This is a genomic window from Roseivivax sp. CAU 1761 (assembly GCF_054482755.1).
This window is the reverse complement of the sequence record NZ_JBTLRM010000001.1, coordinates 144,122-166,265: the sequence shown is the minus strand read 5'-3', so window position 1 is coordinate 166,265 and position 22,144 is coordinate 144,122. Positions and strand designations below refer to the sequence as shown.

Sequence of the window (22,144 nt, the reverse complement as noted above, 5' to 3'; positions counted from 1 at the left end):
TAGCCGAAAAAGCATCACAGGAAAAGTCTCATTTCTGTATTTCTGTGATGCTTTCAGGTGTCGGGCCTCCCCGCGCCTCCGCCGCCAGCCGGGCGCGGCGCGCCGCGATCTGCGGATTGAGCGCCGGCAGCGGGCCGGCATCGCCGTGGAAGGCGCGGCCGACATGGGCGTCGGCGGCTTCGGTGAGCGCGAGGTAGGTTTCGACGAACAGCGCCCGGGCATGGTGGCCCGGCCAGTCGCCCGGCAGGGCGGCGCCCGGCAGGCGCGGATCGGCCAGCGCCGCCTGGCGGTAGAGGTGGACGAGCCGCAGCCGCAGCGCCAGCGCCCGCGCCCCCGACGGCCGGGCGCCGTCGGCGAGCGCCGCGCGGAGCGGCGCGAAGCCGGTCTCGAAGGACCGGTAGCGTTCCGCCACCTCGTCGAGCGGCCAGTGCCGGGCCGCGAGGTCGGGAAGCCCCGCCTCCCCGGCCAGGCCGCGCGCCGCCAGCACCACGCCCTCGGGGCGCGGCAGATCCGGGCGGTCGGGCGCCCAGGCCGCCTCCGGCCCGATCCGCGCCCAGCCCTCCAGCTCGGCGGCCGCCGCCGCGGCGCCGCCCAGCGCCAGCAGCCAGCTCCCGGGCGGCGGCGGCGGGGCGTAGAGGATGCGCGAGGCGGCGGCGAATTCGCGCTGGGCCGCCCGGGTCAGGCGGTAATAGCTGCGTCGCCCGATGCGCTCGCCTTCGAGCCGGCCGGCGGCCACCAGGCGGGAGACCGCGGTCCGCACCAGGCTCTCGCTCAGCCCGTGATCGGCGGCGCAGGCGATCAGCGTGCCCATCCACAGCACGCCGCCGCGCGGCTCCACCACGTCGCCGTAGATGGTGACGATGAAGGCGGCGGCGCGGGGCGGCGCGGCGGGCAGCGGCAGCGCCGCATCCCCGCTGCCATCCGGATCGCCCGGGGCGCCGCCCGCCGGGCCGCTGTCGAATTCGGTATCGGTCATGCGAAAAGGTTACCCGAGCCGCGGCCGAGCGCCAGTCCCGTCGCCCCGAAGGGGCGCGGCGGCGCGGCGCTCAGCCGAACTCGGTCAGGCGGGCGACGTAGCGCGCCAGGGTGTCGATCTCGAGGTTGACGCGGTCGCCCTCCTCGACCCCGCCCCACGTTGTCACGGCCTTGGTGTGGGGGATGAAGTTAATGCCGAAATCGCGGCCCGAGACCTCGTTGACGGTCAGCGACGTGCCGTTCAGCGCCACCGAGCCCTTGGGCGCGATGAAGCGGGCCAGCGCTTCGGGGGCGCGCAGCGTCACCCGCGTGCTGTCGCCGTCGTCGCGCAGCGCCACCACCTCGGCCACGCCGTCGATATGGCCCGAGACGATGTGGCCGCCCAGCTCGTCGCCGACCCGCAGCGCGCGTTCGAGGTTGATCCGGTAGCCGACGTTCCAGCCGCCGAGATTGGTCTTCGACACGGTCTCGGCGCTGACATCGACGTCGAACCAGTCGGCGCCGGTGCGCACCACCGTCAGGCAGACCCCGTCGCAGGCGATCGAGGCGCCGAGATCGATGCCGGCCGTGTCGTAGCCGGTGGCGATGCGCGCGCGCAGGTCGCCGCGCTGCTCGAGCTCGCGGATCTCGCCAATATCGGTCACGATTCCGGTAAACATGGCGGCGCCCCCCTCCGGGCTGCCCGGCCAGCATGCCGGGCCTTAATTTCGTCCCACTCCCCGCGTAGGATCGCGGCGAGAAACACCAGCGGAATAGACGGGCGTCATGGCCGAAGCAACCGGAGAGCAGCGCGTCTTCCTGTTTCTGCAAGGACCGCACGGCCCGTTCTTCCACGCCCTGGCCCAGATGCTGCGCAAGACCGGGGCCCGGGTCTGGCGCGTCGGCTTCAATGCCGGCGATGCCGCCTTCTGGTTCGACCGCGCCAGCTACCTGCCCTATCGTGGCCGCGCCGCGGACTGGCCGGCCGAGGCCGCGCGGCTGATCGCCGAACACGGCGTCACCGACCTCGTCCTCTACGGCGACACCCGGCCGATCCACGCCGAGGCGGTGGCCGCGGCGCGGGCCCGCGGGCTTACCGTCCACGTCTTCGAGGAAGGCTACATGCGCCCCTACTGGGTGACCTACGAGCGTGGCGGCGCGAACGGGCATTCGCGGCTCATGGCGATGTCGGTCGCGGACATGCGCGATGCGCTGAAGCTCTCGGACATGGAGGCGCCGCTGCCGCCGGGCCATTGGGGCGACATGCGCCAGCACATCTTCTACGGCGCGCTCTACCACGCCTGCGTGCTGGTCCGGAACGCCGGCTACCGCAATTTCCGCCCGCACCGCGCGCTCAGCGTGGCGCAGGAATTCCGCCTCTACCTGCGGCGCCTGATGCTGATGCCGGCGACAGCGCTCGACCGCATTCTGGCCACCGCGCGCATCCGGCTCGGCGGCTTTCCCTACCACCTGGCGATCCTGCAGCTCGAGCACGATGCCAGCTTCCAGGCGCATTCGCCCTTCTCCTCGCTGACCGAGTTCCTCGAAGTGACCATCGAGGGCTTCGCCGAGGGCGCGCCGGGCCATCACCACCTGGTCTTCAAGGCGCATCCGCTGGAGGACGGCCGCGCCCCGGTGCGGCGCACGGTGCGCCGGCTGGCGCGGCGCTACGGCATCGCGGAGCGCGTGCACTACGTCCGCGGCGGCAAGCTCGCGCAGCTGCTCAACGACGCCCGCAGCGCGGTCACGGTGAACTCCACCGCCGGCCAGCAGGTGCTGTGGCGCGGCATCCCGCTCAAGGTCTTCGGCCGCGCCGTCTACGACAAGCCGGAATTCGTCTCGACCCAGCCGCTGGCGGAGTTCTTCGCGCGCCCGACCCGGCCCGACAACCGCGCCTACCGCGAATACCGGCGCTACCTCCTGGAGACCAGCCAGCTGCCCGGCGGCTTCTATTCGGCGCGCGGCCGGCGCCAGCTGTTGCGCCAGGTCGTCGACATGATGCTGGCCCCCGACGACCCCTACGACGCGCTCAGCCGCGGCACCGCGGCGCCCCGGCAACAGTTGCGCGTCGTCACCTGAGGCGCCGGGGCTTCGACATTGCCCGATATTCCGCATCCCGAATAGTCTTGGCCCCAAACGACCGAGGCAGAACAAGAACGGGTCGAGGAGACCGAGCAGTGACACGATACACCTCCCGCCTCGCGCGTGGAGTCGCGCTCGTGGCCGCGACGTCGATTCTGGCGTCCTGCGGCCTGCCGCGCGTCGGACCCAGCAAAAGCGAAATCTATGCCGGCTCGGTGCAGCGCGAGGGCGACGCCTTCATCGTCGCGGTCAACGACCGCGTGACCCGTGCCACCGCCGTGGTGCCCGCGCTGGGCTTCTCGCCGAGCTTCCAGAGCGCCGGCATCGTCGGCTCCGACACCATCACCCCGGGCGACACGCTGGGCCTGACGATCTGGGAAAACGTCGATGACGGGCTGCTCGCCGGCGAGGGTGCCAACGCCACCCTGCTCGACGAGGTGCAGGTCGATGGCGCGGGATTCATCTTCGTGCCCTATGCCGGGCGCATCCGCGCCGCCGGCAATTCCACCGAAACCGTGCGCCGGATCATCACCGACCGGCTGGCCGAGCAGACCCCCGACCCGCAGGTCCAGGTGACCCGGGTCGCCGGCGACGGGCAGACCGTGTCGCTGGTCGGCGCGGTCGGCGCGCAGGGCGTCTACCCGATCGAGCGGCCGACGCGGACGCTCTCGGCGATGCTGGCCCGCGCCGGCGGCGTGGCCATCGAGCCCGAGATCGCCCAGGTCAAGGTGCAGCGCGCCGGCCAGACCGGCACCATCTGGTTCCAGGACCTGTTCGAGAATCCCCGCATGGACATCGCGCTGCGCGGCGGCGACAAGATCCTCGTCGAGGAGGACACCCGGTCGTTCACCGCGCTCGGCGCCACCGGCACCCAGGCCCGGGTGCCCTTCGAGACCCAGAACATCTCGGCTGTCGAGGCGCTGGCCCAGGTCGGCGGGCTGGTCGCCACCGCCTCCGACCCGACCGGCGTCTTCGTGTTCCGCAACGAACCCGCCGAGATCGCCAACCAGGTGCTCGGCCGCACCGACCTCGTCGGTGCCCAGCGGCTGGTCTACGTGCTCGACCTGACCAAGCCCAACGGCATGTTCATGGCCCGCGACTTCGTGATCCGCGACCAGGACACGGTCTACGTCACCGAGGCGCCGTTCACCCAATGGTCCAAGGTGATCTCGGCGGTGACCGGCTCGCTCGGCACGGTCTCCACCCTGGCCACCACCTCGGCCGCGCTGAGCGGGGGCTGAGCTTGCCCCTGCGGGGGGCCGACACCGACGCCGGGGCCGCCGCCGCGCCCCGGCGTCTTTGCGTCTACAGCGCCGGGTTCCTGCGCCAGCAAAGACTGCGCCGGATCCTCGCCCTGGCCGGCTGGCCGGTGGCGCTGGGCCGGCCGCGGCCGGGCGACGCGATCGGCGTCTGGGGCGCCTCGCCGCATGCCTGGCGCGGCGAACGGCTGGCGGCGCGCTGGCAGGTGCCGCTGCTGCGCGTCGAGGACGCCTGGCTGCGCTCGCTGCATCCCGGCCGGGTCCGCGGCGAGCCGCCGCTGGGCCTGCTGCTCGACCGCACGGGGCTGCATTTCGACCCCCGGAGCCCCTCCGACCTCGAGACGCTGCTGGCCACCGACCCGCTCGACGAGACGCCGCTGCTCGACCGGGCGCGCGCCGCCATCGCCTGCATGCGCCGCGCCCATCTGTCGAAATACGCCGCCACCGATCCGGCGCTCGACCCGCCGGCCCCGGGCTACGTGCTGGTGATCGACCAGACCCGCGGCGACGCCTCGGTCCGGGCCTCGGGCGGCGACCGCGCGCGCTTTCTCGAGATGCTGGCCGCGGCGCGGGACGAGAACCCGGGCACCCGCATCCTGCTGCGGGCCCATCCCGAGACCGCCGCCGGCGCCCGGCCGGGCCATTTCCGGCCCGAGGATGCCGGGCGCGGGGTGGCGTTCTGCGACGGGCCGCATTCGCCCTGGGCGCTGCTCGACGGCGCCGTCGCGGTCTACACGCTGTCCTCGCAGATGGGCTTCGAGGCGATCCTCGCCGGGCACCGGCCGCGGGTCTTCGGCGGGCCGTTCTATGCCGGCTGGGGGCTCAGCCGGGACGAGATGGCCTTGCCGCGGCGCGGCCGGGCGCTGACCCGAGCGCAGCTCTTCGCCGCGGCGGCGCTGCGCTACCCGTTTTGGTACGACCCGTTCGCCGACGCGCTCTGCGACATCGAGACCGTGCTTGCCAATCTCGAGGCCGCCGCCCGGGCCTGGCGCGAGGACCGCCGCGGCTGGGTCGGGCGCGACATGCGGCTCTGGAAGCGGCCGGCGCTGCAGGGCTTTTTCGGCGGCGAGCGCCGCATGGTCTTCGCCAACGACCCTAACCGCGCCGCCGCGCTGGCCCGGCGCGACGGCCGCCGGCTGATGGGCTGGGCCGGGGCGACCGGCGCTGACGAGGAGATCGTGCGGCTCGAGGACGGCTTTCTGCGCTCGCGCGGGCTCGGCGCCGACCTGGTGCCGCCGCTGTCGCTGGTGGCCGACGATCTGGGCATCTACTACGACCCGCGCCGGCCGTCGCGGCTGGAGCGCCTGATCGCCGGCAGCCCCGCCCTGCCCGAGGACCAGCGCGCCCGCGCCCGCGACCTGATCGCCCGCCTCGTGGCGGCGGCGCTCTCCAAGTACAACCTCGGCGGCGCGCGCCCCGACCTGCCGCCCGGCCGCCGCATCCTGGTGCCGGGCCAGGTCGAGGACGACGCCTCGATCCTCACCGGCGCCGGCGAGATCCGCAGCAACGCGGCGCTGCTCGCGCTTGTGCGGGCCGAGAACCCGGACGCGGTGATCGTCTGGAAGCCGCATCCCGATGTCAGTGCCGGGCTGCGCCGCGGCGCCGTCGCGGCGCCCGAGCGCTGGGCCGACGTGATCGCCGAGGGCGCCGACATCGCGGCGCTGCTCGAGGCCGTGGACGCGGTCTGGACGATGACCTCGCTGACCGGGTTCGAGGCGCTGCTGCGGCGCCGCGAGGTGGTGACGCTGGGCGCGCCCTTCTATGCCGGCTGGGGCCTGACCCGCGACCTGGGGCCGGTGCCGGCGCGCCGCCGCGACGGGCCGCGCCCCGATCTCGAGGGGCTCGTCCATGCCGCGCTGATCGCCTATCCGCGCTACCGCGATCCGGTGACCGGACGGCCCTGCCCGGTCGAGGTGGCGGTGGCGCGCCTGGCCGAGGGCCGGGCAACGCGCCGCGGCCCCGCCAACCGGGCCTTGTCGAAGCTGCAGGGCCTGCTGGCGAGCCGCGCCGATCTCTGGCGCTGAGCCCGGCGCGCGGGCCTCAGACGCGCCGCCAGCGGTGCATCACGTCGCCGCCCACCGGGCGCGCCTCCACCAGTTCGAAGCGCGGCGCCGCGGCGAGGCTGTCATAGGCCAGCCGGCCGATCCCGGCGCGGCCCTCGGCGCCGAGCGCCAGCCCGGCGGTGAAGCCCACCAGTTCGTCCACCAGGTCGGCCTCGAGCAGCGCCGCGGCGAGCCCGCCGCCGCCCTCGCAGAACACCCGCGTGAGACCCGCCTCGCCGAGCGCGGCGAGCAGGCTCTCCGGCGCCACCTGACCGCGGTCGAGCGCGCAGGGCAGCAGCCGCGCCCCGAGCCCCGCCCAGGCCTCGCGCGCCTCGGGCCGCGCGTCGGGGCCGTGGCAGAGCCAGAGCGGCACATTGCGCGCGCTCTGCGCCATCCGGCCGAGCAGCGGCAGCTCCAGCAGCCGCGAGACCACCACCCGCACCGGCTGCGGCACCGCCCCGCGGCCCCGGACCGTCAGTTCCGGATCGTCGGCCCGCGCCGTGCCTGCGCCCACCAGCACCGCGTCGTGATCGGCGCGCAGCCCGTGCACCGCGGCGCGCGCCTCGGGCCCGGTGATCCAGCGGCTCTCGCCCGCCGGCGTCGCGATGCGGCCGTCGAAGCTGGTGGCGAGCTTCAGCGTGACCAGCGGCCGGCCGCGCTCCACCCGCATGAAGAAGCCGGCATGGTCGCGCCCGGCATCGCCGGCCAGCACACCGGTCTCGACCGCCACCCCGGCGGCGCGGAGCGCCGCGAAACCGCGCCCCGAGACGCGGGGATCGCTGTCCTCGAACGGGGCCACCACGCGGGCGATGCCGGCGGCGATCAACGCCTCGGCGCAGGGCGGCGTCACGCCGTGATGGGCGCAGGGTTCCAGCGTGACATAGGCGGTGGCGCCGCGCGCCGCGGCACCGGCCTGGTCCAGCGCCTCGGTCTCGGCATGCGGCCGGCCGCCGGCCCGGGTGCGGCCGCGCCCGACCACCCGTCCCCCGGCGACGATGACGCAACCCACGGCCGGGTTCGGCCAGGTGGTGCCGCGGCCGCGCCGGCCCAGCCGCAGGGCATGGGCCATGTGGCGCGCGTCGGTCTCCCGGCTCACTTGTCGACGGCGGGGGCGGCGTTGGGGCGCAGTTCGCTGACGAACTTGTCGAAATCGTCGGCCGCCTGGAAGTTCTTGTAGACCGAGGCGAAGCGCACATAGGCCACGGTGTCGATGCGCGCCAAGGCCTCCATGACGATCTCGCCGATCTGCTTGGACGGGATGTCGGTCTCGCCCATGCTCTCGAGCCGGCGCACGATGCCCGAGATCATCTGGTCCACCCGCTCGGGTTCGAGCGGGCGCTTCTGCAGGGCGATGCGGATCGAGCGTTCGAGCTTGTCGCGGTCGAAATCCTCGCGCCGCCCGTTCGACTTGATGACCACCAGATCGCGCAGCTGAACCCGTTCGTATGTCGTGAAACGGCCGCCGCAGGCCGGGCAGAAGCGCCGCCGCCGGATCGCCACATGGTCCTCCGCGGGGCGGGAATCCTTCACCTGCGTATCGACGTTTCCGCAAAACGGGCAGCGCATGGGCCGTCCCCCTCGTTATCGAAATCTTGGTCCTGCCACGGAAATGGGGTTCGCCCCACTTATCCACAGCGACTATAGGGGGTCGGCCAGAATTTGGGTAGAGCCGATTTGCCGCCGCAAGATGGGGCGTTATCCTCGGGCCCGAACGGGCATGCGCGGCGCGCCGGAATGGATCCGGCGGGCGGCGTCGCGGGTTGAGGGCGCGGAGATCCGAAGGGAGTTGGCGCAATCGAACAGCTGATCTCGGAATACGGGCTGATCATCGTCTATCTGGGCTGCGCGCTCGAGGGCGACACGGTGGCGATCACCGCCGGGGTGCTGGCGCATCGCGGGCTGTTCCCGTTCTGGGCCGCGGCGGCGGCGGTGATGGCGGGCGGCTGGACCACCGATCTGGTGACCTATTACGCCGCGCGCTACTTCCGCGAACACCGGCGCGTGCTGCGGGCGCTGTCGCATCCCTTCGCACGCCGGCTGACGCGCAACTTCCTGTCCCGGCCGCTGCTACTCTGCGCGATCTTCCGGTTCATTCCCGGCGCGCGGTTCCTCGCGCCGGTGCTGCTGGCCACCGCCACCGGGGTGCGCAGCGCGCGCTACGTGCCGATCACATTCTGCTCCGCGGTGCTCTGGGGCCTGCTGATGGTCAGCATCGGCGACCAGATCGGCGGGCTGCTGTCGCGGGTCTGGGGCTATGTCTGGTCGCCGCGCCTGCCGCTCCTGGTGCTGGCGGCGGCGACGCTGTTCTACTTCGCCCGCGTGGCCTGGCGCTACTGGCGCGAGGCCGACGACGGGTCGTGAGACGCGAAACGGCCGGACCCCGGGGTCCGGCCGTTCTGCTTTTGGGGTAGCCGCGCGCGACGCGTTACTGGTCGAGGAACGAGCGCAGCTTGCGCGACCGCGACGGATGCTTGAGCTTGCGCAGCGCCTTGGCCTCGATCTGGCGGATCCGCTCGCGGGTCACGCTGAACTGCTGGCCGACCTCCTCGAGCGTGTGGTCGGTGTTCATGCCGATGCCGAAGCGCATCCTGAGCACCCGCTCCTCGCGCGGGGTCAGCGAGGACAGCACCCGGGTCGTGGTCTCCTTCAGGTTCTCCTGAATGGCGCTGTCGAGCGGCAGGACCGCGTTCTTGTCCTCGATGAAATCGCCGAGCTGGCTGTCTTCCTCGTCGCCGATCGGCGTCTCGAGGGAGATCGGCTCCTTGGCGATCTTCATCACCTTGCGGACCTTCTCGAGCGGCATCTGCAGCTTCTCGGCCAGCTCCTCGGGCGTGGGCTCCCGACCGATCTCGTGCAGCATCTGGCGCCCGGTGCGGACCAACTTGTTGATCGTCTCGATCATGTGCACCGGGATGCGGATGGTGCGCGCCTGGTCGGCGATCGAGCGGGTGATCGCCTGCCGGATCCACCACGTGGCGTAGGTCGAGAACTTGTAGCCCCGGCGGTACTCGAACTTGTCCACGGCCTTCATCAGGCCGATATTGCCCTCCTGGATCAGGTCCAGGAACTGCAGCCCGCGGTTGGTGTATTTCTTGGCAATCGAGATCACCAGGCGGAGGTTGGCCTCGACCATCTCCTTCTTGGCCGCCCGGGCCTCCTTCTCGCCCTTCTGCACCTGGTTCACGATGCGGCGGAACTCGCCGATGTCGACACCCACATACTGGCCGATCTGGGCCATGTCGGCGCGCAGCTCCTCGACCTTGTCGGTGGAGCGCTCGATGAACATCTGCCAGCCGCGGCCGGGCTTCTGGCCCATCCGCTCCAGCCAGTTCGGGTCGAGCTCGTGGCCGCGATACTCGTCGACGAATTCGCGGCGGTTGATGCGGGCATGGTCGGCCAGCTTCACCATCGCGCTGTCGATCGACATGATGCGCTTGTTGATGCCGTAGAGCTGGTCGATCAGCGCCTCGATGCGGTTGTTGTGCAGGTGCAGGCCGTTGACCAGCTCGACGATCTCGCCGCGCAGCTTCTGGTAGCGCCGCTCGTCCTCCGCGGTGAAGGAGCCGTCCTCGTTCAGGGTCGCCGAGATCCGGCTGTCCTGCATCGCCGCCAGTTCCTCGTAATCCTGAGCGATGCGGTCGAGGGTCTCGAGAACGCGCGGCTTCAGCGCCGCCTCCATGGCGGCCAGCGACATGTTGGCCTGCTCGTCCTCCTCCTCGTCGTCGTCGCGGCGGATCGGGTTGCCGTCGGCGTCGAGCTCGGGCTGGTCGGAACCGCGCTCGCGGCGCGGCTCGGCGCGCGGCTCGGCGGCGGCGCCGTTGACGGCGCCGGGCTCGACCACCGGCTGGTCGAGCTCGCCCTCCTCGCCCATCTGGCCGGAGAACGTGGTCTCGAGGTCGATCACGTCGCGCAGGAGGATGTCCTCGGACAGCAATTCCTCGCGCCAGATGGTGATCGCCTGGAAGGTCAGCGGGCTCTCGCAGAGCCCGAGGATCATGGTGTTGCGGCCGGCCTCGATGCGCTTGGCGATGGCGATCTCGCCCTCGCGGGAGAGCAGCTCGACCGAGCCCATCTCGCGCAGGTACATCCGCACCGGGTCGTCGGTGCGGTCGAGCTTCTCGGAGCCGCCCGAGGACAGCGCGACGTCCTTGGTGCCCGAGGTCTGCACGAGGTCGGTGGAGCCCTTCTGGTCCTCCTCCTCGGCCTCCTCGTCCTCCTCGGTGACCTGGATGCCCATCTCGGAGAGCATCGACATCACGTCCTCGATCTGGTCGGAGGAGACCTGATCCTGCGGCAGGACCTGGTTGAGCTGATCGTAGGTGATGTAGCCGCGCTCGCGGGCCTCGGCGATCATCTTCTTGACCGCGGCCTGGCTCATGTCGAGCGAAACCTCGTCCTCCTGCACGTCAGGCTTGGCGTCGTCGTTGTCTTTGGCTGCCATTCGAAGCTCCTCTCAGGAGGCAGATGCCTCGGCCATGCGCACGCGGCGGGCGATTCGATGATCCGAATCAATACCGCGATTTCCCGGCAAGCACACCCGGTTGCGTGATTCTTTTCCGATTCGTGACGCAGGCGCGTTAACGCCCCGTCTTGGTGAAGCGAATCGTGTCGAGCAACGCGGCAAAGCTCTCCCGCTCGCTCCTGTCGATGCGCGCCCCGTTGGCGCCCAGCTCGTAGTCAACGTCATCCTCTCCCGCCGCGCGCACCGCCTGGGCACGGGCCTCGGCCGCCTGCCCGAGCCGCCAGGTGACGGTCTCGTCGGCATCGGCCTGCAAATCCTCGACCGCCTCCGCCAGCTCGGCCTCGAGCCCCTGGGCGGCGCTGAGCTTGGCGAATTCCTCGGCCACGGTGAGCCGCGCCAGCGCCGCGTCGCCGGGACGGCGGATGCAGGGCACCACCGCCACATGGCGCGCGCCGAGCAGGGATTCAAGGGTTGCCGGCCCGATCGCCGCCTCCGCCGCCGCCAGCGCCGCGGCGCGGTCGGCGGGGGCCGCGCGCAACAGCGCGTCGCGCAGGGCGGCATGGTCGGGCTCGCGCAGCACCAGGGTGTCGAGCGCGGTTTCGAAATCGCCGAGGATCTCGGGCGTGGTCAGGATGGCGGCGAGGATCACCGCCTCGCGCAGTCGGATCTCGGCATCCGGCCCGGCGCTCGCCAGGAGCGAGGCCTTGGTGGTCTCCTGCGGCGGCAGCGGCGGCGGCGCGCCCTTCTTCCAGCCGCCCCAAGCCCGGCGCGGACCGCCCGCCCCGCCGCCGGTGCCGCCCCGGGCCGGGCGGAACAGCTCCCAGCGCAGGCGCTTGATCTCCTCGCCGTAATGGTGCCGCAGCCGCGGATCGCGGATCGCCTTGATGCGCTCGGCCAGGTCGCGGTCGAGCGCGGCGCGCCGTTCCGGGCTGTCGATGACCCGGCCCTCGGTGGCCTCGCGCCAGACCAGCCGCACCATCGGCAGCGCCGCCTCCAAAACCGCCTGCATGCCGGCCGCGCCCTCGGCCTTGATCAGGTCGTCGGGATCCTTGCCCTCGGGCAGCAGCGCGAAGCGCAGCGACCGCCCGGCCTCCATCAGCGGCAGCGCCAGCGCGGTCAGGCGGTAGGCCGAGCGCAGACCGGCCCGGTCGCCGTCGAGCGCCACCACCGGCTCCTCGCCCAGGCGCCAGAGCAGCTGCAGCTGGTGCTCTGTCACCGCGGTGCCGAGCGGCGCCACCGCGGCCTCGAACCCCGCGCCGACCAGCGCGATGACGTCCATGTAACCCTCGGCCAGGATCGGCGTCTGGCCCTTGCCCGCCGCGGTCCGGGCGGGGCCGGCATTGTAGAGCGTGCGGCCCTTGTCGAAGAGCGCCGTCTCCGGCGAGTTGATGTATTTCGCGGTGTTGTCGGCCTCCATGGTGCGGCCGCCGAAGCCGATCGCCCGGCCGTGCGCGTCGCGGATCGGGAAGATGATACGGTTGCGGAAGATGTCGTAGGGCTGCCCGCCCTTGTCGGAGGCCTTGGCGAGCCCGGCGGCAAGGATCAGCTCGGGCGCGATTCCCTTGCCGCTCAGATGCTCCCAGAGGCCGCGCCAGCCCGGCGACGCGAAGCCCAGCTCGAAGCGGTCGCGCAGGCCCTGCGCGAGCCCGCGGCGGTCGAGATAGGCCCGCGCCTCGGCCGCGGCGCCGGTCTTGAGCTGCAGGCGGAACCAGTTCAGCGCGGCTTCGGTCACCTCGGCGAGCTGGGTCTGGCGGTCGGCCTTCTCGCGCGCCCGCGGATCGGCGGCGGGCATCGTCATGCCGGCCTCGCGGGCGAGGATCTCCACCGCCTCCATGAAGCCGACATTCTCGGTCTCGCGCACGAAGGAGATCGCGTCGCCCTTCTGGTGGCAGCCGAAGCAGTAATAGAAGCCCTTGCGGTCCTCGACGTGGAAGGACGCGGTCTTTTCCTGGTGGAACGGGCACGGGGCCCAGAGGTCGCCCTTGGCGGGAACCGATTTGCGCTTGTCCCACATGACCTTGCGCCCCACCACCTGGGCAAGGCTGGTGCGGCTGCGCAGCTCGTCGAGGAAACCTGGGGGGAGACTCATGGGGCGAATTATGCGCCGCGGCGCGGCCCGAGTCGAGGGCCGCAGGACAGGCCGGATCGCCCTTGCGAGGCGCGGCGGAACGGCGATGTGCGGGAGGGAGAAGTGGCAGCCCGTAGGGGAATCGAACCCCTCTTTCCAGGTTGAAAACCTGGCGTCCTAACCGATAGACGAACGGGCCACGCTTGGCGTGAGCCGGTGTCTAGAAGAAGCCGCAGACGGGTGCAAGAGGGAGAATGCAGGGAAAATGCGCCCCGAGCTCCGGTTCCGTCGCGGCGCCTCGGCGCGCCGTCCGGCGCGGGGTCCCGGGGCCTGGTCGCGGCCCGGCCTCATTGCGCCAGCAGGCCGCGGGCAGGCCGCTTTCGGGTTCGCCGGGACGCCGGCAGGGCGTGCCGGGGGCGCCGTCCGGGCCGCCGCGACACCCGCGGCGCGGCGCCGCGCCGGGCCAGCCGGCGGCGACGCGGATCGCGCGCAAAGGCCCGCCGGATGCGGGTTCGAGACGGGTGATGCGGGGGAGGGATCGGCCGAAATGGCAGCCCGTAGGGGAATCGAACCCCTCTTTCCAGGTTGAAAACCTGGCGTCCTAACCGATAGACGAACGGGCCACGCTTGGCGTGAGGCGGTGTCTAGAAGAAGCGAAAAGCCCGTGCAAGAGGGGGCGGCGAACTTTTTTCGCCGCGGCCCGTCACCGCCCCGTCGCGGCGGCCGGCGCGGCATCCTCGAGGCGCAGCTGCACCCGGGCCCGGCCCTGCCAGTGGTTCAGCTCCAGCCGGCCGGCGAGGTGGAAGCGCCCGCCGGCATGCCGCGCCAGCGCCGCGAGCGGCCCCTCCCAGGCGCCGAAGGCGATGGCGTCGAGCCGGGCGCCCAGCCCGTCGCCGAAGGCGAGCTTCAGATGCCCCTGCCCGACCTCCCGGCAATCGAGGATCGCTGCGTCAGGGAAGGCGAAGCGCGGCGCCGGGGCGCCCTGCCCGAACGGCCCGGCGCGCTCCAGCGCCTCGATCAGTTCGACATTGGCGGCGCCCGGCATCAGCAGCCCGTCGAGCGGCAGGTCGGCGGCGCCGCTCTGCCCGGCGCCCTGCTTGGCCAGCAGCTCCGACAGGCGCTCCATGGCGCCCTCCAGCCGGTCGCGTGCCACCGTCAGGCCGGCCGCCATGCGATGGCCCCCGCCCTTCAGCAGATGCCCCTCGGCGGCCAGCCGCTGCACGCTGGCGCCGAGATCGACGCCCGAGACCGAGCGGCCCGAGCCCTTGCCCTCGCCGCCGTCGAGCCCGATCACCACCGCCGGGCGGTTGGTGACCTCCTTGAGCCGCGAGGCGACGATGCCGACCACCCCGGGATGCCAGCCCTCGCCGGCGGCCCAGACCAGCGGCGCGTCGAGCCCGCGGGCCTCGGCCTGGGCCAGCGCCGCGGCGCGCACCTCGGCCTCGATCTCGCGCCGCGCGGTGTTGAGCTGGTCCAGCGTCTCGGCCATGGCGCGGGCGGCGCGCGGATCGGTCTCCGACAGCAGCCGGGCGCCGAGATCGGCCTGGCCGATGCGGCCGCCGGCATTGACCCGCGGCCCCAGCACGTAGCCCAGGTGGTAGGCCCGCGGCTCGGTGTCGAGCCGGGCCACGTCCGACAGCGCCACGAGCCCCGGGCGGCGGCGCTGCGCCATCACCTTGAGCCCGGTGCGCACCAGCGCCCGGTTCACCCCCTTGAGCGGCGCCACGTCGGCCACCGTGGCCAGCGCCACGAGGTCGAGCATCGGCATCAGGTCGGGCCCGGCGCTGCCGGCCTCGCGCATCTGGCGGCCGCATTCGACCAGCATCAGGAACACCACCGCGGCGGCGCAGAGATGCGCCAGCTCGCCGTCCTCGTCCTGCCGGTTGGGATTCACCACCGCCAGCGCCGGCGGCAGCGTCTCGGCGCCCAGATGGTGGTCGAGCACCACGACCGCGGCGCCGGCCGCCGATGCGGCGGCGATCGGCTCGTGGCTCAGCGTGCCGCAATCGACGCAGACGATGAGGTCGTGCGCCGCGGCGAGCTCGCGCATCGCCGGCACGTTGGGGCCGTAGCCCTCGTCGATGCGGTCGGGGATGTAGAGCGTCGCCGGCCGCCCCTGCTGGCGCAGCCAGTCGACGAGCAGCGCCGCCGAGGCGCCGCCATCGACATCGTAATCGGCGAAGATCGCGATGCGCTCGCGCCGCCGCACCGCCTCGCAGACCCGGGCCGCGGCGCGCTCCATGTCGCGCAGCCCGCGCGGATCGGGCAGCAGGTCGCGCAGCGTCGGCTCGAGAAAGGCCGGCGCCGCCTCGCAGGGCACGCCGAGCCGCGCCAGGGTCTGGCAGAGCGCCGGCACGAAGCCGGTGGCCTGGCCCAGCGCCTCGGCCTGGCGCGCGATCTCGGCCGCCGGCCCGCGCCAGCGCCGCCCGCTCAGCGAGCGCGAGACGCCGAGAAAGCCCGCGTCGTCGAGTTCGGCCGCGTCGGCGATGACGGGCCTCAGCGCGTCGGGTTGCGGTAGACGACGCGCCGGACCGACCCGGTCTTGGAGCGCATCAGGATGGTCTCGGTGGTCAGGTAACCGACCTCGCGCTTGATGCCGGGCAAGAGCGAGCCCGAGGTGACCCCGGTGGCGGCGAAGATCACGTCGTCCTGCACCATGTCGTCGCGGCCGTAGACGCGGTCGAGATCGGTGATCCCGGCCTTCTCGGCGCGGGCCTTCTCGTCGTCGTTGCGGAACAGCAGGCGGCCGAAGATCTGCCCGCCCATGCATTTCAGCGCCGAGGCCGCCAGCACGCCCTCGGGCGCCCCGCCCGAGCCCATATACATGTCGATGCCGGTGGTGACCGGATCGGCGGCGTGCATCACCCCGGCGACGTCGCCGTCGGTGATCAGCCGGATCGCGGCGCCGGTGGCGCGGACCTCGGCGATCATCTCCTCGTGGCGCGGCCGCTCGAGGATGCAGACGGTGATGTCCTCGGCGCCGCAGCCCTTGGCCTCGGCGAGCTTGCGCACGCGCTCCTCGGGCGACATGTCGAGGCTGACCACGCCCTCGGCATAGCCCGGCCCGATGGCGAGCTTGTCCATGTAGACGTCGGGGGCGTGCAGCATGGTGCCGCGCGGGCCCATGGCGATCACGGTGAGCGCGTTGGGCATGTCCTTGGCGGTCAGCGTGGTGCCCTCCAGCGGGTCGAGCGCGATGTCCACGCCGGGGCCGTTGCCGGTGCCCACCTCCTCGCCGATATAGAGCATCGGCGCCTCGTCGCGCTCGCCCTCGCCGATCACCACGACGCCGGCGATGTCGAGCATGTTGAGCTGCGTGCGCATGGCGTTGACCGCGGCCTGATCCGCCGCCTTCTCGTCGCCGCGACCCACCAGCCGGGCCGAGGCGATGGCCGCCGCCTCGGAGACGCGGGCCAGGCCCAAGGACAGCATGCGGTCGTTGAAATCGGCTTTAGCGGCCATCGGCGGGCTCCAATCGGATCAGGTGAACTGTGTCGGCCCGTTCCTACCCCGGCGCCGCGCCCATCCGCAAGCCGCCGCCCGGCCCGCGCCGGGTGCAGGCCCCCGCAGTGGCGCGCAGCGCGGCCCGCAGGCAGAGCCGCGGCACGTCGCGGCTGGTCAGGTACCAGCCGCCGATGACCCGCGCCAGCGGCGCCCAGCGCAGCGCGGAAGCATCGTCGCCCGGCCGCGCGGTGCCGGTGTCGGCGGTGCAGGCGAAGGCATGGAGCCGGTAGCGGGCCGCCCCGGCGGCGAAGGGCACTATTCCCAGCGCCGCGACGACCCGCCCGGCCAGCCCGGTTTCCTCGGCCAGTTCGCGCAGCGCCGCTTCGGCCGGGCTCTCGCCCGGCGCGAGGCGGCCGCCGGGAACGGCCCAGAGCCCGGCATCGGGCGGCCGTCCGCGGCGCACCAGCAGCACCCGGTCGCCGCGCAGGACGACCGCGAGCGCCGCCTCGATGTCAGACACGTTCGATGCGCAGGGCCACCGGGGCGCCGATCAGCACGTCGGTCGCGGCCATCGCCACCAGCGCGTCGTCGAGTGCCTCGCGGCTGGTGCGGTGGGTGACGATCAGCACCGGCGCGGCCTCGGTGGAATGGCCGTATTGCCGCATCCGGTCGATGGAGATCCCCGATTCGCCCAGCGCCGCGGCGATCTTTGCCAGCGCCCCGGGGCGGTCGGCCAGGGTCATGCGCAGGTAGAAGGGCGCCGGCGCGGCGCTCTTGGCCGGGGTCACCGGCTTCAGCGAGCCGGCCGGCTGGCCGAAGGTCGAGATGCGCACGCCGCGGGCGATGTCGAGGATGTCACCCATCACCGCCGAGGCGGTGGGCCCCTCGCCGGCGTCGGCGCCGCGCAGCACGATCTGGCCGACCTGGTCGCCCTCGATCACCACCATGTTGGTGCCGCCGTCGAGCTGGCCCAGCGGCGAGGTCGCCGGCACCAGGCAGGGCGCCATGCGCTGCTCAAGCCCGCGCTCGGTCATCCGGCAGACGCCCAAGAGCTTGATCTTGAAACCCATGTCGGCGGCCTGGCGGATGTCGTCGATGGTGACGCTGCCGATGCCCTCGAGCTCGACCGCGTCGAAGGCCACCTGGGTGCCGAAGGCGATGGAGGAGAGCAGCGACAGCTTGTGCCCGGCATCGATGCCGCCGACGTCGAGTTCCGGATCGGCCTCCAGATAGCCCAGCCCGTCGGCCTCCTCGAAGGCCTGCTGGTAGGTCAGCCCGCCGCTTTCCATGCGCGTCAGGATGTAGTTGCAGGTGCCGTTCATCACCCCCATGACGCGCAGGATGTCGTTGCCGGCGAGCCCTTCGGTCAGCGCCTTGATGACCGGGATGCCGCCGGCCACGGCGGCCTCGAAGCGCAGCGCCGCGCCGTGCGCCTCGGCCAGTTCGGCCAGCGCCGTGCCGTGATGGGCGAGCATCGCCTTGTTGGCGGTGACCACGTCCTTGCCGGCGGACAGCGCCGCCTCGGTGGCGGCCTTGGCCGGGCCGTCGGAGCCGCCGATCAGTTCCACGAAGATGTCGATATCGTCGCGCTTGGCCAGCGCCACCGGGTCGTCCTCCCAGGCATAGCCGTCGAGCGACACGCCGCGGTCGCGGTCGCGGTGGCGGGCCGAGACCGCCGAGACGACGATCTCGCGGCCGCTGCGCGCCGCCAGCAGCGCCGATTTCTGGCGCACGATCTTGACGACGCCGGCGCCGACGGTGCCGAGACCTGCGATTCCGAGGCGCAATGGGGCGGTCATGCGGGGGCTCCTGGTCGGTGATGGGGTCGGTGTTGGGGTCCGCGCCCCTCTAGCCCGCCGGCGCGCCGCCTGCAACGGGCTCAGCCCGGCTCCGCCACGCCCTGTGCCATCCGCGCCCGGGTCGCGTCGTCGACCACCGCGCCGCGCAGCGCCGCGGCCCGCGCCTTCAGCGCGGCGGCGTCCGGCGCCGGCCCGGCGGCCGGGGCGATGCCCGCGGCGCGCGCGTCGAGCCCGGCGGCGCGGCGTTCGAGCGCCACCGCCATCTCGGGCGTCGCCCGCGGCGCCGGGCCGGCCAGCAGGGTGTCGATCGGCAGCAGCCGCGGATAGGGCGCCCGCTCGATCCCCGGCGTCTGGGCCGCGTCGATCTCGGGAAACTGGGTGCAGGCGGCGAGACCCGCGCAGATCAGGACCAGGCCGCGCATCATTGCCCTCCGTTCGTCTGCTCCCTTGATGCGCGGAACCGGCGCGGCAGACAAGCGCCGCGCGGCACTTTCTTGCACCCCCGCCCCCGCCCCCGGCGCGATGATCCCGGGCCGGGGTGACAGCGCGGCGCGGCTGCGGCAGGGTGCGCGCGACCCGAACCGGAGACCGCCCCGATGCCGCACCACGCCGCCCTGATGTTCGCCGCCGGGCTCGGCATTCCGATCCTCGCCGCGCTGAACGCCGCGCTCGGGGCGCGCATCGGCTCGCCCGCCGCGGCGGCGCTGATCCTCTTCGCGGTGGCGCTCGGGCTGACCACGGCGGTGACGCTGGCCACCGGCACGGCGCCCCTGGCGCGGGCACCGCTGGCGCCGCGGCACCTGTTCCTCGGCGGCGCCTTCGTGGCCTTCTACGTGCTCTCGGTGACCTATGTCGCGCCGGCCTTCGGGGTCGGCAACGCCATCTTCTTCGTGCTGATCGGGCAATTGGTCAGCGCCGCGGCGATCGACCATTTCGGCCTCTTCGGCGCCCGCCAGGAGGCGCTGAGCGCCACCCGCGCGCTGGGCATCGCGCTGATGGGGCTCGGGGTCTGGGTGACCCAGCGGCTCTGAGGCGCCGCGCGCCCGGCTCAGTCGAGCACGAGGTTCTCCACCCGGGCGCGGATCCGGCTCTCGGTATCGTCGCTGTCGGCGGAGACCGCGACGCCCACCAGCGCCTCGGGGCGGCCGCCGAAGGCGCGGGCGAAATCGGCCGCCAGATCGACCCGCTCCATCGCCGCGCCGGTGCCGGCGCCGTGCAGCACCAGGGTGCGGCCGCGTTCCTCGAGATAGGGGCTGGGCAGCACCTCGCCCACGCCATGCGCACCGCCCCAGACATAGACGAGGACCCGCGCCGCCGGCTCCGAGAGCAGGGTGCGGATCGCGGCGTCGCGCAGCTCCGCGGCCCGCTCCTCCGGCAGGAACACGAAGTAAAGCGCCAGGTCGCGGTCATCGCCGCCCTTGGCCGTCAGGTCGGTGGCCGGCACGCCCTCCTCCACCGCCCAGGACCAGCTCGCCTGCCGCGCCCCCCAGCGCGCCTCCGGCAGCGCCCGCCAGGTCAGCGACACGGTGCCGTCGGAGGCGACGTCGAGCCGGTCCCCGCGATGGGCGTAGTCGTTCTGCGAGAACAGCGAGAATTTCTGATGCTTCCAGGCGCCGTCGAAGGTCAGCGGCGCGGCCAGGGCGGCGCCCGGCCCGGCGGCCAGAAGCAGCGCGGCAGCGAACTGCGTCAAGGAACGCGTCACGGGGCGCCTGACGGGGCGCGGCGCGGCATGCGGCATGGGGCGGGTCTCCCTCTCGGTTGGCCAGGGCCGGTGCACGCCGATGCGCGGCGGGACGCGCCCGGCCCGCGGGAGCCTAGCGGCGGCGCCGCGCCTGTCCCGACACCATCGCGTGAGGCGCCGGGGAGCGGGCCCGCGCCGGCTCAGCTCTCGCGCAGCGCCCCGCCCTCGAGATGCAGCCGCCGGTCCATGCGCGCCGCGAGGTCGAGGTTGTGGGTGGCGATCAGCGCCGCCAGCCCGGTCTCGCGCACCAGTCGCATCAGCGCTCCGAAGACCCGCTCCGAGGTTTCCGGGTCGAGATTGCCGGTCGGCTCGTCGGCCAGAAGCAGCTGCGGCGCGTTGGCCAGCGCCCGGCAGAAGGCGACGCGCTGCTGCTCGCCGCCCGACAAAGCCGCCGGGCGGTGGTTCTCGCGCGCGGCGAGCCCGACGCTGTCGAGCAGCATCCGCGCCCGCGCTTCGGCCTCGCCGCGGCGCGCGCCGTTGGCGAGCTGCGGCAGCACGACGTTTTCGAGCGCGGTGAATTCCGGCAGCAGATGGTGGAACTGGTAGACGAAGCCCACCGCGTCGCGGCGCATCGCCGTGCGCCGCCGGTCGGAGCGCCCGGTCATGTCCTGCCCGGCGATCTCGACGATGCCGGCATCGGGCAGGTCGAGCAGGCCCGCCACGTGCAGCAGCGTCGACTTGCCGGCGCCCGAGGGCGCCACCAGCGCCACCACCTCGCCGGCTGCGAGGCTCAGATCGACGCCGCGCAGGACCGCGATCTCGCCCGGGCCGCCACGGTTGTAGCTCTTCGAGATGCCCGAGAGCCGCAGCACCGGGGCCGCGGGCGCCGTCGCCGCATCGCCGGGCCCGGCGGCGGCGGGAGCGGGGGCGGTGTGCAGGTCATTCATAGCGCAGGGCCTCCACCGGGTTCATGCGCGCCGCGCGGCGGGCGGGAAAGATCGTCACCACGAAGGAGAGGCCGAGCGACAGCGCCACCGCCGACAGCACGTCGGCGAGGTTCAACTCCGCCGGCAGGGCATAGATGCCGCGCACCGCCGGGTCCCAGACCCCGCCGCCCGAGACGTAGTTCACGAAGGAGAAGATCGGGTCGATGTAGATTGCGAAGAGGCAGCCCAGCACCACCCCCGCGGCGGTGCCGATGAGCCCGGTGAAGGCGCCGCAGATGAAGAACACCCTCAGCACCGCGCCCTCGGTCAGCCCCATGGTGCGCAGGATGCCGATGTCGCGGCCCTTGTTCTTGACCAGCATGATCAGCCCCGAGACGATGTTCATCGCCGCGATCAGCACCAGCACCGAGAGGATCACGAACATCACGTTGTCCTCGATCTCGAGCGCCCTGAGGAAGCTGCCGGAGGCGTCCTGCCAGGTCCAGAGCGCCGCGCCCTCGCCCGCCTTGGCGAGGATCGGGCCCACCATGTCGTCCACTCCCTCGGGGTCGGCGACCATGATCTCCAGCTCGTCGGCCACGCCCTCGCGGTTGAAGTAGAGCTGCGCCTCCCCGAAGGGCATGTAGATGCGGGTGCGGTCGATGTCGTAGCGCCCGGCGGTGAAGATGTAGCCGATCTCGTAGGCCTTGACCCGGGGCGAGGTGCCGAACGGCGTCTTGACCCCGTCGGGCGAGATCAGCCGCAGGCTGTCGCCGAGCTCCAGCCCGAGCTCCTGCGCCACCCCCGAGCCCACGGCGATGATCTCGCCGCCGAAGGCCGAGAGCTCGCCCTGGGCGGTCTCGGGATCGGCGATGCGCGGGATCGTGGCGAGATCGTCCTCGGAGATGCCGAAGACCTGCACCCCGGCATTGCGCTGGTTGGCGGTGGCCATCACCTGGCCCTTGATCAGCGGCGCCACCCGGGTCACGCCCTCGACCCCGCGCACCCGCTCGGCCATCTCGGTATAGTCGGTGAGCGCCCGTTCGACGCGCCCGGTGGCGGAGTCGCGGGTGCCGATGTCATAGACCGTGACATGCGCGTTGGCGCCGAGGATGGTGTCGACGAATTCGGTGCGGAAGCCCGAGCGCACCGCCAGCGTGGCGATCAGCGCGAAGACCGCCAGGGTGATGCCGACGAGGCTGATCCAGGTCATCACCGACACCCCGCCCTCGGCGCGGCGGGCGCGCAGGTAGCGCCAGGCGATCATCCATTCATAGGGGGCGAAGGGCGCGGTGCGTCGGGCCACGGCGGATGCCTTTCGGGTTGCGCCGGAGGGGCCCGGCGGATCGGCGCCACGAGTGCCCGCTCCGGCCCGCGGGGTCAAGCGCAGGCGATTGACCGCGGCGGGCGCGACCATATCTCAGCCG

19 protein-coding genes and 2 tRNA genes are annotated in these 22,144 nt (G+C 72.8%); 5 read left to right on the top strand and 16 right to left on the bottom strand.

Features of this window, described 5'->3' with window-relative positions:
• Positions 1-28: 28 nt before the first annotated feature.
• Both ACXYMW_RS00805 and ACXYMW_RS00800 read right to left on the bottom strand, forming a co-directional pair.
• Positions 29-976 carry a PaaX family transcriptional regulator C-terminal domain-containing protein gene (locus ACXYMW_RS00805; protein ID WP_459033376.1) on the bottom strand — a complete coding sequence of 316 codons (948 nt, stop codon included), beginning with the start codon at positions 974-976 and terminating at the stop codon, positions 29-31.
• Between the two features lie 70 nt (positions 977-1,046).
• On the bottom strand, positions 1,047-1,634 hold the full coding sequence (locus tag ACXYMW_RS00800) for a riboflavin synthase (RefSeq protein ID WP_459033375.1): 588 nt from the start codon (positions 1,632-1,634) through the stop codon (positions 1,047-1,049).
• Between the two features lie 106 nt (positions 1,635-1,740).
• On the opposite strand from ACXYMW_RS00800, the gene ACXYMW_RS00795 reads away from it, so the two are divergent.
• From ACXYMW_RS00795 to ACXYMW_RS00785, 3 genes are all read left to right on the top strand, one after another.
• The gene (locus ACXYMW_RS00795) at positions 1,741-3,033 is read left to right on the top strand and encodes a capsule biosynthesis protein (protein WP_459033374.1); all 1,293 of its coding nucleotides are present in this window, start codon (positions 1,741-1,743) and stop codon (positions 3,031-3,033) included.
• Between the two features lie 98 nt (positions 3,034-3,131).
• Positions 3,132-4,277, top strand: coding sequence for a polysaccharide biosynthesis/export family protein (locus tag ACXYMW_RS00790; protein WP_459033373.1), 1,146 nt, complete (start codon positions 3,132-3,134; stop codon positions 4,275-4,277).
• Positions 4,190-6,319, top strand: a complete 2,130-nt coding sequence (locus ACXYMW_RS00785) for a capsular polysaccharide biosynthesis protein (RefSeq protein ID WP_459033372.1) — start codon at positions 4,190-4,192, stop codon at positions 6,317-6,319. The genes ACXYMW_RS00790 and ACXYMW_RS00785 overlap by 88 nt, the downstream gene beginning before the upstream one ends.
• Before the next feature lie 16 nt (positions 6,320-6,335).
• On the opposite strand, the gene ribD is transcribed toward ACXYMW_RS00785, so the two are convergent.
• Both ribD and nrdR read right to left on the bottom strand, forming a co-directional pair.
• Positions 6,336-7,433 carry a bifunctional diaminohydroxyphosphoribosylaminopyrimidine deaminase/5-amino-6-(5-phosphoribosylamino)uracil reductase RibD gene (gene ribD / locus ACXYMW_RS00780; protein ID WP_459033371.1) on the bottom strand — a complete coding sequence of 366 codons (1,098 nt, stop codon included), beginning with the start codon at positions 7,431-7,433 and terminating at the stop codon, positions 6,336-6,338.
• Entirely contained in the window at positions 7,430-7,903 is a 474-nt protein-coding gene (nrdR, locus tag ACXYMW_RS00775; protein ID WP_459033370.1) for a transcriptional regulator NrdR, read from the bottom strand. The genes ribD and nrdR overlap by 4 nt, the downstream gene beginning before the upstream one ends.
• Before the next feature lie 297 nt (positions 7,904-8,200).
• Here nrdR and ACXYMW_RS00770 point away from each other — a divergent pair, with 297 nt between their 5' ends.
• The gene (locus tag ACXYMW_RS00770; RefSeq protein ID WP_459033369.1) at positions 8,201-8,698 is read left to right on the top strand and encodes a DedA family protein; all 498 of its coding nucleotides are present in this window, start codon (positions 8,201-8,203) and stop codon (positions 8,696-8,698) included.
• A 64-nt stretch (positions 8,699-8,762) separates the two neighbouring features.
• Here the strand turns inward: ACXYMW_RS00770 and rpoD are convergent, their stop codons facing one another.
• From rpoD to ACXYMW_RS00725, 9 genes are all read right to left on the bottom strand, one after another.
• The gene (gene rpoD / locus ACXYMW_RS00765) at positions 8,763-10,778 is read right to left on the bottom strand and encodes an RNA polymerase sigma factor RpoD (protein WP_459033368.1); all 2,016 of its coding nucleotides are present in this window, start codon (positions 10,776-10,778) and stop codon (positions 8,763-8,765) included.
• A gap of 136 nt (positions 10,779-10,914) precedes the next feature.
• Positions 10,915-12,888: a DNA primase gene (dnaG, locus tag ACXYMW_RS00760; RefSeq protein ID WP_459033367.1), complete on the bottom strand. Its 1,974-nt coding sequence runs from the start codon at positions 12,886-12,888 to the stop codon at positions 10,915-10,917.
• A 103-nt stretch (positions 12,889-12,991) separates the two neighbouring features.
• Positions 12,992-13,066, bottom strand: a tRNA-Glu gene (locus ACXYMW_RS00755).
• A 349-nt stretch (positions 13,067-13,415) separates the two neighbouring features.
• Positions 13,416-13,490, bottom strand: a tRNA-Glu gene (locus ACXYMW_RS00750).
• Positions 13,491-13,570: 80 nt separating this feature from the next.
• The gene (gene recJ / locus ACXYMW_RS00745; RefSeq protein WP_459033549.1) at positions 13,571-15,355 is read right to left on the bottom strand and encodes a single-stranded-DNA-specific exonuclease RecJ; all 1,785 of its coding nucleotides are present in this window, start codon (positions 15,353-15,355) and stop codon (positions 13,571-13,573) included.
• A gap of 8 nt (positions 15,356-15,363) precedes the next feature.
• Positions 15,364-16,329, bottom strand: coding sequence for a class II fructose-bisphosphatase (glpX, locus tag ACXYMW_RS00740; RefSeq protein WP_459033366.1), 966 nt, complete (start codon positions 16,327-16,329; stop codon positions 15,364-15,366).
• A gap of 43 nt (positions 16,330-16,372) precedes the next feature.
• The gene (locus ACXYMW_RS00735) at positions 16,373-16,831 is read right to left on the bottom strand and encodes an NUDIX hydrolase (protein WP_459033365.1); all 459 of its coding nucleotides are present in this window, start codon (positions 16,829-16,831) and stop codon (positions 16,373-16,375) included.
• On the bottom strand, positions 16,824-18,110 hold the full coding sequence (locus tag ACXYMW_RS00730; RefSeq protein WP_459033364.1) for a homoserine dehydrogenase: 1,287 nt from the start codon (positions 18,108-18,110) through the stop codon (positions 16,824-16,826). The genes ACXYMW_RS00735 and ACXYMW_RS00730 overlap by 8 nt, the downstream gene beginning before the upstream one ends.
• Positions 18,111-18,190: 80 nt before the next feature.
• Positions 18,191-18,532 (bottom strand): hypothetical protein, encoded by a 342-nt coding sequence (locus ACXYMW_RS00725; RefSeq protein ID WP_459033363.1) that lies wholly within the window; start codon positions 18,530-18,532, stop codon positions 18,191-18,193.
• 174 nt (positions 18,533-18,706) lie between these two features.
• Here ACXYMW_RS00725 and ACXYMW_RS00720 point away from each other — a divergent pair, with 174 nt between their 5' ends.
• A complete protein-coding gene (locus ACXYMW_RS00720; protein ID WP_459033362.1) occupies positions 18,707-19,141 on the top strand; it encodes a DMT family transporter in 435 nt (144 codons plus the stop codon).
• Positions 19,142-19,158: 17 nt separating this feature from the next.
• Here the strand turns inward: ACXYMW_RS00720 and ACXYMW_RS00715 are convergent, their stop codons facing one another.
• The 3 genes from ACXYMW_RS00715 to ACXYMW_RS00705 form a co-directional block, all read right to left on the bottom strand.
• Positions 19,159-19,812 carry a DUF3047 domain-containing protein gene (locus ACXYMW_RS00715; protein WP_459033361.1) on the bottom strand — a complete coding sequence of 218 codons (654 nt, stop codon included), beginning with the start codon at positions 19,810-19,812 and terminating at the stop codon, positions 19,159-19,161.
• 179 nt (positions 19,813-19,991) lie between these two features.
• Positions 19,992-20,738: an ABC transporter ATP-binding protein gene (locus ACXYMW_RS00710; RefSeq protein ID WP_459033360.1), complete on the bottom strand. Its 747-nt coding sequence runs from the start codon at positions 20,736-20,738 to the stop codon at positions 19,992-19,994.
• Positions 20,731-22,023, bottom strand: coding sequence for a lipoprotein-releasing ABC transporter permease subunit (locus ACXYMW_RS00705; protein ID WP_459033359.1), 1,293 nt, complete (start codon positions 22,021-22,023; stop codon positions 20,731-20,733). Before ACXYMW_RS00705 ends, ACXYMW_RS00710 begins: the two co-directional genes overlap by 8 nt.
• Between the last annotated feature and the right edge of the window lie 121 nt (positions 22,024-22,144).

What these genes read in the sequence shown, in the direction of transcription:
- ACXYMW_RS00795 (WP_459033374.1), top strand. Translation starts at nt 1,741, where the DNA reads ATGGCCGAAGCAACCGGAGAGCAGCGCGTCTTCCTGTTTCTGCAAGGA.
- ACXYMW_RS00800 (WP_459033375.1), bottom strand. Translation starts at nt 1,634, where the DNA reads ATGTTTACCGGAATCGTGACCGATATTGGCGAGATCCGCGAGCTCGAG.
- rpoD (WP_459033368.1), bottom strand. Translation starts at nt 10,778, where the DNA reads ATGGCAGCCAAAGACAACGACGACGCCAAGCCTGACGTGCAGGAGGAC.
- ACXYMW_RS00805 (WP_459033376.1), bottom strand. Translation starts at nt 976, where the DNA reads ATGACCGATACCGAATTCGACAGCGGCCCGGCGGGCGGCGCCCCGGGC.
- nrdR (WP_459033370.1), bottom strand. Translation starts at nt 7,903, where the DNA reads ATGCGCTGCCCGTTTTGCGGAAACGTCGATACGCAGGTGAAGGATTCC.
- dnaG (WP_459033367.1), bottom strand. Translation starts at nt 12,888, where the DNA reads ATGAGTCTCCCCCCAGGTTTCCTCGACGAGCTGCGCAGCCGCACCAGC.
- ACXYMW_RS00725 (WP_459033363.1), bottom strand. Translation starts at nt 18,532, where the DNA reads ATGCGCGGCCTGGTCCTGATCTGCGCGGGTCTCGCCGCCTGCACCCAG.
- ACXYMW_RS00710 (WP_459033360.1), bottom strand. Translation starts at nt 20,738, where the DNA reads ATGAATGACCTGCACACCGCCCCCGCTCCCGCCGCCGCCGGGCCCGGC.
- ACXYMW_RS00730 (WP_459033364.1), bottom strand. Translation starts at nt 18,110, where the DNA reads ATGACCGCCCCATTGCGCCTCGGAATCGCAGGTCTCGGCACCGTCGGC.
- ACXYMW_RS00720 (WP_459033362.1), top strand. Translation starts at nt 18,707, where the DNA reads ATGCCGCACCACGCCGCCCTGATGTTCGCCGCCGGGCTCGGCATTCCG.
- glpX (WP_459033366.1), bottom strand. Translation starts at nt 16,329, where the DNA reads ATGGCCGCTAAAGCCGATTTCAACGACCGCATGCTGTCCTTGGGCCTG.
- ACXYMW_RS00785 (WP_459033372.1), top strand. Translation starts at nt 4,190, where the DNA reads ATGGTCCAAGGTGATCTCGGCGGTGACCGGCTCGCTCGGCACGGTCTC.